Here is an 11,937-nt window from a genome sequence, read left to right on the forward strand (position 1 = left end):
ATGAGGTACCTGCCAGACAACATCCAAGAACAAACCAAGCGAATTGTGTGTTTAGCCGGGTATGACCCCTCGATATACGTGTCGAAACAGGAAGAATCAGTAAAGAACTAACGTGAAATTCAGCCAGACCGTTCTGGACATGTCGAATACAGCCGACAATTGAAGAAAAAAAGGAAAATTTGTCGGCTGAATAGAAGAATTAAACGTTTTTAAAAACTTAATCTAAAAAATTGGCTAAGTCTAGATCTGACCTGCGAAATGTGAGTTATAAGAACATCCAAAATAGTGCATTCTTTTAGAGGGAGTACTAAGAGAAAAGAGTACCTTACATTTCCTCTTCTGAAACCGATATGTATATTTTGGGCGAACATTAAATGAAAAGTATCATTCTTGTAGGTGAATCTAAGAAAGTGGTAGTTTAACGAAGCAAATGTTTAAATGACTTTATAGACAGAAAAAAGAAGCTCTTCACATAAATGATGTAGGTGAAGAGCTTCTTTTTAATTTTCAGGGGATTTCTGAATGGCTGTTTTTATGATTCTTAAAGAAGAACCGCTGAGTTCCCTCTATAAAATACCTTTAAACACAGGGTTCAATGAAACTAACACTATTTTGAAATGCTGTATTTAGGTTAAGATAGCCAGCTTCCAATAACCAAAATTAGTCCAATAATACCAACAGCTGCTGGTCCAACAAGAAAAAGACCTATCAATAAAGATCTGACAATGTCTAGTAGGATATGAGGAGGTTTATCATTGTTTGTTTCATCCTTCAACTCTTGTAACGTGTGCTTAATAATCTGTAATTCGTCCATAATTTGTTGTTCTTTATCTGTATCCATGTGAACACCTCGTTATCTATGGTTTTAATCTTTGTTAGGACTATTCATAATCCATTTGAATCACGATTGATGATTGAATCAACTTTTCATGAGAACATAAGGCTACTTCAAGACATTATGTGTTTCGATTCGTTATATTTTGTGAATGAATGGCTAAGTAGAAAATAAATTTTTCCACTAAATTATCGATGTCCGGAATGTGAGATTAGTAATTATTCTAAAGAGAAATAGAAGATGTTTGGAAGTATCATTCTATTATTTCAAATAATCCATAGCATGACAATCATGATTCTAGTATATCTTAGTGTTGCTGGGAAAAGATTTCATTAAGCTCAGTCACTTAATCAGTCAGGAAAGGTTTAAAAACTATAGTGAGCGTTAAAAATATAAACTGTGAATACTTACGGCTCTTTTCGTATACATTGTGGCTATTTCATCTGATTTTTGATTAAATCACCCATTTCACTGTTGATTTTCATTAAAAATAGACGAAATGATGCCCGAAACAAAGCTATATTAACGTTTATAGACCGGTGCTGTGAGATTAACTTCTTTGATATATACATACTTTGGGTTATATTTTCGTGTCAATTAGTAGATGTGTTAGAGCTATATACAATTTTCTTCAGAATCCCTTCTTGTATTATCAATCATTGACATAAGAGTCGTGCTTAAAAACGTTATCAAGTGAACTATTTGAAATGGAAAAGCAATATGTAGTATAATTAAAGTCAAATATAGTCAAAGTCAGAAAAGGAGGAGGTTTGTTGAGAAATATTTCCGATATTATCGAACAGTATTTAAAGCAAGTATTGAAAAAAAGTGATTCTGAAATTGTAGAAATAAAACGAAGTGAAGTGGCGGATCGCTTTCAATGTGTCCCCTCCCAAATCAATTATGTGATTAACACACGTTTTACGATTGAGCGGGGATATTTAGTAGAGAGTAAGCGTGGAGGAGGGGGCTTTATCCGAATTGCGAAGGTGCAATCTCATGATAAAGCACATCTTATCGAGCAAGTCCTTGCTATACTCGGTGAAACGGTTTCTCAAGCAAGTTCACAAAATGTCATCTACCGTTTAATTGAGGAAAGAGTCATCTCTGAGCGTGAAGCGAAGATCATGTTGAGTGTCATGGATCGATCGGTCATATATATTGAATTGCCAATTCGAGATGAATTAAGGGCTCGAATGTTAAAAAGTATGCTAACAACACTAAAATATAAATAACAGGAAAGCGAGGAGAGAATGTGATTTGTCAGGAGTGTGGAGAAAGACCTTCAACTCTTCATTTTACAAAGGTCGTAAATGGGGAAAAGAATGAAATTCATTTATGCCAAAAATGTGCTCAAGAGAAGCATGAATCATTGCTATCAACTGGTGGAGATATGTTCTCTGTAAATAATTTAATCGCAGGATTATTAAATATGAGCGCATTTCCTCAGCAAAATCCGTCAGCTTCTCATCAGAATATTCAATGTGAAAATTGTTCTATGACCTATGAGCAATTTGTGAATATCGGTAAATTCGGATGTCATCATTGTTACGAAACATTTAGTGATAAATTGCAACCAATTTTGAAAAGGTTGCATAGTGGAAACCTCACTCATAAAGGAAAGGTACCGGCTCGACAGGGAGGTACTATTCACCTAAAACGAAAAGTAAGCTCCCTTCGTCAAACTCTTCAGGAGCTAGTATCCAATGAAGAGTTTGAAAAAGCAGCTGAGCTACGAGATGAAATTCGTTCATTAGAAAGCACTATTTTCCATGAGAGGGGGGACTCATAATGTCGTTAGAGAAATTTATGAGTAAAGCCGTTAGTTCATGGATGAGTGCAGAAGGACCTGCCTCAGATATTGTCTTAAGTACGAGAATGAGACTGGCTCGGAATGTTACAGCCTATCGTTTTCCTTCTGTATATAGTTCTGAAGACGCAAAGGCTATTGTCGACATAGTAGAAGAGTTAAATGCCAATAACCAGTCAGAGAAGCAAGTTTTTGAATTGTTTAAGATGAATGAGCTTCAAGCATTGCAAAAAAGGGTATTAGTCGAGAAACATCTAATTAGCCCTCAACTCTCGGATAATTCTCGTTATGGAGCGGTTCTACTATCTGAAGAAGAAGACATCAGTCTTATGATCAACGAAGAAGACCATCTTCGTATTCAATGTTTATTTCCCGGTCTACAGTTAACGGAAGCATTACAAAAAGCAAATGAAATAGATGATTGGATAGAGAAAAAATTAGACTTTGCATATGATGAACAAATGGGGTATTTAACTAGCTGTCCGACAAATGTGGGAACAGGACTACGAGCTTCGGTGATGATGCATCTTCCAGGACTCTACCTTACACAACAAATGAATCGTTTAGTTCCTGCAATCAACCAATTAGGTCTGGTTGTCAGAGGAATTTATGGTGAAGGTAGCGAAGCATTAGGTAATATCTTTCAAATTTCAAACCAAATGACCCTGGGCAAGTCAGAAGAAGAGATTGTGGATGATCTTAACAGCGTAGTAAAGCAAATAATCGCCCAAGAGCAATCTGCTCGCGAAGCATTAGTCAAAACTTCAAACATACAATTAGTAGACAGGGTTTATCGTTCCTATGGCATTTTAGCAAACAGCCGTATTATCCATACAAAGGAAGCAGCTCAATGTCTATCTGATGTCCGTCTTGGTATTGACTTAGGTTACATCTCGAACATTTCAAGAAATATCTTGAATGAGCTTATGATACTAACACAGCCAGGTTTTCTGCAACAATATGCAGGTGGACCTTTACAAATGGAAGAACGAGATATAAGACGTGCCACGTTAATTCGTGAGCGATTAGAGTTAGAAGAAAATTGTTAGGAGGATGATCTAAATGATGTTTGGTCGATTTACAGAAAGAGCACAGAAAGTTCTCGCTCTAGCGCAAGAAGAAGCGATTCGACTTTCTCACACTAATATCGGAACAGAACATATCTTATTAGGTTTAGTCAGAGAGGGAGAAGGTATTGCAGCAAAAGCCCTATACGGATTAGGACTTAGCTCAGAAAAAATTCAAAAAGAAGTGGAAAATTTAATTGGTAAGGGGAAAGAATCAAGCCAAAACATCCACTATACTCCTCGGGCGAAGAAGGTTATTGAATTATCAATGGACGAGGCGAGAAAGCTCGGTCACTCCTATGTTGGAACGGAACATATTTTATTGGGCTTAATTCGGGAAGGTGAGGGTGTTGCAGCAAGGGTTCTTAACAATCTTGGCGTGAGTCTCAATAAAGCAAGACAACAAGTCCTTCAGTTACTCGGAAGCAATGAGTCAAGTGGTGGCCACCAAGTTGGTGGGGGGAATGCGAATACACCAACCTTAGACAGCTTGGCGAGGGATTTAACAGCTGTTGCACGAGAAGGTAGCCTAGACCCTGTTATCGGTAGAAGTAAAGAAATACAGCGTGTAATTGAGGTTTTGAGCCGTCGAACGAAGAATAATCCAGTCTTAATCGGAGAGCCTGGTGTCGGAAAAACAGCCATTGCTGAAGGCCTTGCTCAACAAATCATCAATAATGAAGTCCCTGAGATATTGCGAGACAAACGGGTGATGACTCTAGATATGGGAACCGTAGTTGCGGGGACAAAGTATCGAGGAGAGTTTGAAGATCGCTTGAAAAAAGTAATGGATGAAATTCGACAAGCCAATAATATCATCTTGTTCATCGACGAGTTGCATACATTAATTGGTGCAGGGGGAGCAGAAGGGGCAATCGATGCTTCGAATATTTTAAAACCTTCTCTTGCAAGAGGAGAGCTTCAGTGTATTGGGGCGACTACGCTAGATGAATATCGGAAGTACATTGAAAAAGATGCTGCGCTCGAAAGACGTTTTCAGCCAATTCAAGTCGATGAGCCTACAGCTGATGAATCCGTGCAAATTCTAAAAGGTCTTCGTGATCGTTATGAAGCTCATCACCGTGTTTCGATAACTGATGAAGCTATCGACGCGGCGGTTAAGCTATCTGATCGCTACATTCCCGACCGGTTCTTACCGGATAAAGCAATTGATTTGATTGACGAGGCAGGTTCGAAAGTTCGTTTACGCTCGTATACAACACCACCAAACTTAAAAGAGCTAGAGACGAAATTAGATGAGATTCGCAATGAAAAAGACGCATCTGTACAGAGTCAAGAATTTGAGAAAGCCGCAAGTTTACGTGATACAGAACAGCGGTTACGCGAAGATTTAGAAGAAACAAAGAAAACCTGGAAAGAAAAACAAGGTCAAGAAAATACAGAAGTGACTGTAGAAGATATTGCAACAGTCGTATCGAGTTGGACCGGAGTTCCTGTTTCTAAGCTAGCTCAAACAGAAACTGATAAACTCCTTAATCTAGAAGAAATCTTACACTCTAGAGTAATCGGTCAAAATGAAGCGGTTGTTGCAGTATCAAAAGCGGTGAGAAGAGCCCGTGCAGGGTTGAAAGACCCGAAACGTCCGATTGGATCATTTGTTTTCTTAGGGCCCACAGGAGTAGGGAAAACAGAATTAGCTCGAGCGTTAGCCGAATCCATGTTTGGTGATGAAGAAGCCATTATCCGAATTGACATGTCGGAGTATATGGAAAAGCATTCAACTTCACGACTTGTCGGATCTCCTCCTGGGTATGTCGGTTATGAAGAGGGTGGTCAACTGACTGAAAAGGTTCGTCGAAAACCTTACTCAGTCGTCTTGTTAGATGAGATTGAAAAAGCACATCCTGATGTTTTTAACATTCTTTTACAAGTGCTAGAGGACGGTCGGTTAACGGATTCAAAAGGAAGAACTGTTGATTTCCGAAACACTGTCCTTATCCTAACTTCTAACGTAGGGGCTTCGGCATTAAAACAAAACAAATATGTTGGTTTTAATGTTCAAGATGCTACTCAAGATTATAAAGACATGAAATCAAAAGTACTAGAAGAACTGAAGCGTGCATTCCGTCCAGAGTTTTTAAATCGAATTGATGAACTGATTGTGTTCCATTCATTAGAAAAAGAGCACTTAAAAGAGATTGTTACGCTAATGTCTGACCAGTTAACCAAACGATTAAAGGAACAACATATCTCACTCTCTTTGACAGATACAGCAAAAGAGAAAATTGCTGAAGAAGGCTATGATCCTGAATATGGTGCTCGTCCGCTACGTAGAGCAATTCAAAAACATGTTGAAGACCGATTATCAGAAGAACTTTTAAAAGGGAAATTGCTGACAGGTCAAGATATCGTTATTGACGTGGAAGACAAAGAGTTTGTTGTGAAAATCAAAGAACCCTCAGAATCAGCATCATTATAGAGGGTTGTATTCGCAAAGAAATTAATTCTTGAAAAAACATTCTTACTTTTCACCTAACGAAAGGAGCCCTAATAAAATTCGTTGGTGAAAAAGAAAGAAGGATATTACTGTTTTGGTCAAGTGCAAAATTAAACAATGAAAACGAAAAGTGCAGATAGATTGAAGTTTGGAGGTACACGGAAAAGCAGGATCGTGTACCTCTTTTTTCATAAGGATATATTCATAACAAAGGGTGCTTTCTGTAATAAGATATTAACCACATACAAGATAGAATTCGGGCCATCTTTTCATCTGTTTTTGAAGAATATTAACGACAAAATGTAGGACTGAATCCAAAATTAGTTGAAATAGCAACAGTGTATACGAGAAGAGCGTTTGCAATACAGAGGATATCCTTGACGATTTAGTTTGAAGCACCAATATTTACAAAAAAACTTCATAATGAATAAAGTTAATTATAGTTTTGTATCTAGAACTAGGCGTTGTTCTCTTTTCTTATCAAGAGATATTATTGTGACTGCTTGCTTTATTGAAAAGGCTGTTTTCGCAAAGATTATTGCTTTTCGAACCAGTCTATAAACGGTGATATCGCTTTGTTTCGGGCATCATTTCGTCTATTTTGAAAGAAAGCAATAGTGCAATGGGAGATTCCATCTACAAACAGATGAAATAGCCACAATGTATACGAAAAGAGTCTTGGAAAAAGAAAGATCAGCTGAAATAGTAGTAAGAAGGATTAGTCTGTTCATATTTGAAAGTGGTTTGAAGAGAAAGGAAAAAAGAGATATGGCAAAGAAAAAAACAAAATTTATGTGTTCCTCATGTGGATATGAATCTGCGAAGTGGATGGGTAGATGCCCTGGGTGTAATGAGTGGAATACGATGGTAGAAGAGGTAGAGGTTACAGGCAAAAGGCCCCGTGGTGCCTTTGTACACTCCGCTCCATCGGCTACCAATAAAGCAACCGCGATTACATCGATTGAGACCGTTCAAGAACCTAGAATTTCTACCAATATTAAAGAGTTGAATCGTGTATTAGGTGGGGGGGTCGTTCCAGGATCACTTGTCTTAATAGGTGGAGATCCAGGGATTGGGAAGTCTACCTTGCTGTTACAAGTATCATCACAGCTAGCTGTATTACAGCAAAAAGTGTTGTATATTTCTGGTGAAGAATCAGTGAAGCAAACAAAACTAAGGGCGGATCGATTAGACGTAACCTCAGAAAACCTATTCGTTTATGCCGAGACGAGTCTTGAGCTTATCTCAGCTACTATAGAAACGATGACTCCTGATATTATCGTCATTGACTCTATTCAGACGATTTTTCATCCAGAAGTAACGTCCGCTCCAGGAAGTGTTTCACAGGTGCGAGAATGTACAGCAGAGCTCATGCGAATAGCCAAAACGAAAGGGATTGCGATCTTTATTGTAGGGCATGTTACTAAAGAAGGAGCGATTGCAGGTCCGAGAATGCTCGAACATATGGTGGATACCGTTCTATATTTTGAAGGAGAACGACATCATTCCTATCGCATCTTAAGGGCAGTAAAAAATAGGTTTGGTTCTACGAATGAAATGGGTATCTTTGAAATGAAAGAAGCAGGACTTGAAGAGGTAGCAAATCCATCTGAAATTTTTTTAGAAGAACGCTCTCAAGGGGCTTCTGGCTCAACAGTCGTAGCTTCGATGGAGGGGACAAGACCAGTGTTAGTGGAAATTCAAGCTTTAATTTCTCCTTCGAGCTTTGGTAACCCTAGGAGAATGGCGACTGGAATGGACCATAATCGGGTCTCATTACTTATGGCCGTTTTGGAAAAGCGAGTAGGGCTGCTTCTCCAAAATCAAGATGCTTACTTAAAGGTGGCTGGTGGAGTCAAACTTGATGAACCCGCCATTGATTTGGCAACAATTATTTCTATTGCCTCTTCCTTTCGAGATCAGGCAACGCGAGCGACAGACTGTATTATTGGAGAAGTAGGACTAACAGGCGAGGTTCGCAGGGTTTCAAGAATTGAGCAAAGAGTCCAAGAAGCGGCCAAGCTGGGCTTTAAAAGGGTTATTATTCCAGCCAACAACATGGGCGGGTGGAAACAGCCAAGTGGTATTGAAGTGCTTGGGGTCGCGCATGTAGGAGAAGCGCTACAAGCTGTGTTAGGAGGGGAATAGTGCATGGAGGGGAGAAAGATGGAAGATAAATCAATGTCCGATATTTTGAGATTTATCGCACCAGGCACGCCAATTCGTGAAGGAATTGATAATGTATTGAGAGCAAATACAGGTGGTCTCATTGTGCTTGGCTATAATGAAAAGGTGAAAGGGCTCGTGGACGGTGGATTTCACATCAATTCGCAGTTTTCTCCGAGTTATTTATATGAACTAGCTAAGATGGACGGGGCTATTATTTTAAATGAAAAAGGAAGTAAAATTGTGCTTGCTAATGCTCAATTAGCTCCTGATCCAAGAATTACTTCTTCTGAAACGGGCATGCGTCATCGCACAGCTGAGCGGGTAGGGAAAGAGACGAAGACACTTGTTATTGCTATATCGCAAAGAAGAAACGTGATCACCTTATATCAAGGAAATGTCCGTTATGCTTTAAAGGATATTTCTGTTATTTTAACAAAAGCCAATCAAGCGATTCAAACCTTGGAGAAATACAAAGTGGTGTTAGATCAAAGTATTTCCAATTTATCAGTGCTTGAATTTGAAGAACTCGTAACCTATAGTGATCTGCTTCAAGTTCTCCATCGGTTTGAAATGGTTCTTCGAATTAAAAATGAACTTTTGTCCTATTTAAATGAGTTAGGAACGGAAGGAAGACTCATTCGTTTACAAATGAATGAATTGTTATCGGATATTGAAGAAGAAGCCATGTTAATTATTCGTGATTATGCTGCCGAAGAACAGATAAAACCCTTTGAAAAACTTGAAAAATTTCAACAACTTGCTCACAATGAGGTCCTTGATGACGCTGTCCTTTTAAAGTTATTAGGATTTCATGGGTATATTCCACTCGAGGATATTATCTGTCCAAGAGGCTACCGTGTTTTGAATAAAATACCTCGACTTCCTCTAGTTATTATTGAAAACTTAGTAACGACATTCGAACATTTAGCCAATGTCGTTAAAGCAACGGTCTTGCAGCTTGATGATGTTGAAGGAATAGGGGAAGTTCGTGCGCGTAAGATCAAAGAAGGAATAAAATTAATAAAAGAGCAAACCTTCGCAGATCGTCAACTGTAATGAAAAGGTACAGAAATTGACAGCCAATACTTAGAAATGGTACTATTTTTTACAGGTATTGGTATTTATACTTAGTCTTTAATTATATTAAAATAACAAAAAATTTCTTTTTTGTGACAATTATTAAAAATAGGGTTTAAAACTATATGAATTTGAGAAAATGATTATAATGAGGAAAGAGGAGGTGAGGGAATGTTAAAGAGAATCGTTCAAGTGTGTTTTCTTATTATAGGAGGAACACTAGGAATTTTTCTTCTACCAGAAGTGTTAGATTTAGTAAATCTTGGAGACATTCCATTATTAAAGAGTGCTTATATGACAGCCTTGCTAGGAGCTATTATTTTTTATCTTTTTACATTCTGGGTGGTCGATTATGTAGTCGATTTTGTCAAATGGGTTGAGGATTCTCTCGTAAAAGCACCAGCGGTAGAAATATTGTTTGGTAGTATTGGATTAATTTCAGGACTTATTTTAGCGTTTTTGTTTGGATTACCAATTAGTAGACTTCAACTTCCTTTTTTTGATACCGTAGTGCCAATTTTACTTACCCTACTACTTGGCTATATTGGTTTTCAAGTTGGTTTTAAAAAGAGAGAAGAGCTAATTAGTTTATTTTCACTGGGAAGTAAAGGTGGAAAGAAAAAGTCGGGAGAGGAAGAACTAGAAGTTCCCCCAAACACACTAAAAATTTTAGATACAAGCGTGATCATAGATGGAAGAATTGCGGATATTTGCCAAACGGGATTTTTAGAAGGTATCGTAGTAATTCCTCAGTTTGTTCTAGAAGAGCTTCAACATATCGCGGATTCATCCGATGTACTAAAGCGGAACCGTGGACGCAGAGGCTTGGATATTTTAAATCGCATTCAGAAAGAGCTGCCTGTAGAGGTCCAAATTTATGAAGGGGATTTTGAAGATATTCAAGAAGTGGATAGCAAACTAGTCAAATTAGCAAAAATCACACAAGGTATTGTGGTAACCAATGATTTTAACTTAAACAAAGTTTGTGATTTGCAAGGTGTTCAAGTATTGAATATTAATGATTTGGCTAACGCAGTTAAGCCTGTCGTGTTACCTGGAGAAGAGATGAAGGTTCAGGTCATAAAAGATGGAAAAGAGCATAATCAAGGAATTGCCTATTTAGATGATGGTACGATGATTGTTGTAGAAGAAGGTAAAAATTATATTGGCAAACACATTGATGTTTTGGTTACATCAGTATTGCAAACATCTGCAGGTCGGATGATTTTTGCGAAACCTAAGTTACTAGAAAAAGCGTTATAAAAGGTAAGGAGTATAAGAGATGACTTATCAAGTTGTAATTCCGGCAGCAGGAAAAGGGAAAAGAATGGGAGCCAATCGTAATAAGCTCCTACTAGAGATTCACCAAACTCCAATTATTGTTCACACTCTTAAAGTGTTTGAACAAGATCCTCTGTGCGATGGAACATTCTTGGTTATCCATCCTGATGAAGAAGAGATTTTTCAAGAATTGATGAAACAATTCGATCTTCAGAAAGTCCGTCAATTAGTGTATGGTGGATCAGAGAGGCAGTATAGCGTTTTTAATGGTATTAAGGCTCTGAACCATGACGGGGTGGTTCTCGTTCATGATGGCGCACGTCCGTTTATTACAACGGACGTTATTCATGCACTTGTCATAGCAGCCGAGAAGGAAGGAGCAGCTATTGCAGCTGTCCCTGTCAAAGATACCATTAAAAAGGTCCATCAACATACCGTCATCGAAACAATTGATCGATCTAGCTTGTGGTCTATACAGACGCCACAAGCTTTTCGTTTTTCTCTTCTTGAGAAGGCCCACCGCGAGGCAGTAGCTCATTCGTTTTTAGGGACGGATGATGCCTCTCTTGTGGAACGGATGGGACAAAGAGTAGCTATCGTAGAAAGTGATTATGATAATATTAAATTAACAACAACAGAGGATTTATATTTTGCGGACGCAATCTTACAAAAACGGAGTGAAAGAACTTCAAATTAATAGGATTTGAAAGGAGAAATCAATCATGTATCGAATTGGTCAAGGTTATGACGTTCATCAACTCGTTGAAAACCGTCCATTAATTATTGGGGGTATCCATATTCCATATGAAAAAGGGTTACTAGGTCATTCTGATGCAGATGTTCTCTTGCATGTAGTGGCTGACGCCGCTTTAGGTGCAATCGGGTCAGGTGATATTGGAAAACACTTCCCGGACACTGATCCAGATTTTGAGGGAGCAGATTCGGCCAGCCTGATGTCTTCTGTGTGGGAACTAGTAAAACAAGCTGGGTATGAATTAGGGAATATCGATTGTACAATCATTGCTCAAAAGCCGAAAATGGCTCCGCATATCGAACAAATGCGGTCCCGGATTGCCGAGTTGTTAGAATCCTCAGCAGATAAGGTGAATGTAAAAGCGACAACGACAGAAAAACTCGGTTTTACAGGAAGAGGCGAAGGGATTGCTGCTCAAGCGACGATTTTACTGAAAGAGACCCTATAAGGTACTTTCTTCTAGTCGTTAACGGTGATAAAATGTAT

At 38.5% G+C, this 11,937-nt stretch carries 10 protein-coding genes; 9 read left to right on the forward strand and 1 reads right to left on the reverse strand.

The features are described 5' to 3' along the window. Positions 1–631: 631 nt before the first annotated feature. A complete protein-coding gene (locus U8D43_RS15675) occupies positions 632–841 on the reverse strand; it encodes a hypothetical protein (RefSeq protein ID WP_335872129.1) in 210 nt (69 codons plus the stop codon). Between the two features lie 767 nt (positions 842–1,608). Here U8D43_RS15675 and U8D43_RS15680 point away from each other — a divergent pair. From U8D43_RS15680 to ispF, 9 genes are all read left to right on the forward strand, one after another. Next, entirely contained in the window at positions 1,609–2,070 is a 462-nt protein-coding gene (locus U8D43_RS15680; RefSeq protein ID WP_335872130.1) for a CtsR family transcriptional regulator, read from the forward strand. Between the two features lie 20 nt (positions 2,071–2,090). Beyond that, positions 2,091–2,627: a protein-arginine kinase activator protein McsA gene (mcsA, locus tag U8D43_RS15685; protein WP_335872131.1), complete on the forward strand. Its 537-nt coding sequence runs from the start codon at positions 2,091–2,093 to the stop codon at positions 2,625–2,627. Beyond that, a complete protein-coding gene (gene mcsB / locus U8D43_RS15690; protein ID WP_335872132.1) occupies positions 2,627–3,694 on the forward strand; it encodes a protein-arginine kinase McsB in 1,068 nt (355 codons plus the stop codon). Before mcsA ends, mcsB begins: the two co-directional genes overlap by 1 nt. 13 nt (positions 3,695–3,707) lie before the next feature. Then, positions 3,708–6,152, forward strand: coding sequence for an ATP-dependent protease ATP-binding subunit ClpC (gene clpC, locus U8D43_RS15695; protein ID WP_335872133.1), 2,445 nt, complete (start codon positions 3,708–3,710; stop codon positions 6,150–6,152). Positions 6,153–6,938: 786 nt separating this feature from the next. Then, a complete protein-coding gene (radA, locus tag U8D43_RS15700) occupies positions 6,939–8,318 on the forward strand; it encodes a DNA repair protein RadA (RefSeq protein ID WP_335872134.1) in 1,380 nt (459 codons plus the stop codon). A 3-nt stretch (positions 8,319–8,321) separates the two neighbouring features. Further along, positions 8,322–9,395: a DNA integrity scanning diadenylate cyclase DisA gene (gene disA / locus U8D43_RS15705; RefSeq protein WP_335872135.1), complete on the forward strand. Its 1,074-nt coding sequence runs from the start codon at positions 8,322–8,324 to the stop codon at positions 9,393–9,395. Positions 9,396–9,587: 192 nt separating this feature from the next. Then, on the forward strand, positions 9,588–10,679 hold the full coding sequence (locus U8D43_RS15710; RefSeq protein WP_335872136.1) for a PIN/TRAM domain-containing protein: 1,092 nt from the start codon (positions 9,588–9,590) through the stop codon (positions 10,677–10,679). Positions 10,680–10,698: 19 nt separating this feature from the next. Further along, positions 10,699–11,394, forward strand: a complete 696-nt coding sequence (ispD, locus tag U8D43_RS15715; RefSeq protein ID WP_335872137.1) for a 2-C-methyl-D-erythritol 4-phosphate cytidylyltransferase — start codon at positions 10,699–10,701, stop codon at positions 11,392–11,394. A 25-nt stretch (positions 11,395–11,419) separates the two neighbouring features. Next, complete coding sequence (ispF, locus tag U8D43_RS15720; RefSeq protein WP_335872138.1) at positions 11,420–11,899, forward strand: 2-C-methyl-D-erythritol 2,4-cyclodiphosphate synthase; 480 nt, start codon at positions 11,420–11,422, stop codon at positions 11,897–11,899. The last annotated feature ends 38 nt before the right edge of the window (positions 11,900–11,937 follow it).

Source organism: Bacillus sp. 2205SS5-2 (assembly GCF_037024155.1).
Lineage (GTDB): Bacteria > Bacillota > Bacilli > Bacillales > Bacillaceae_K > Bacillus_CI.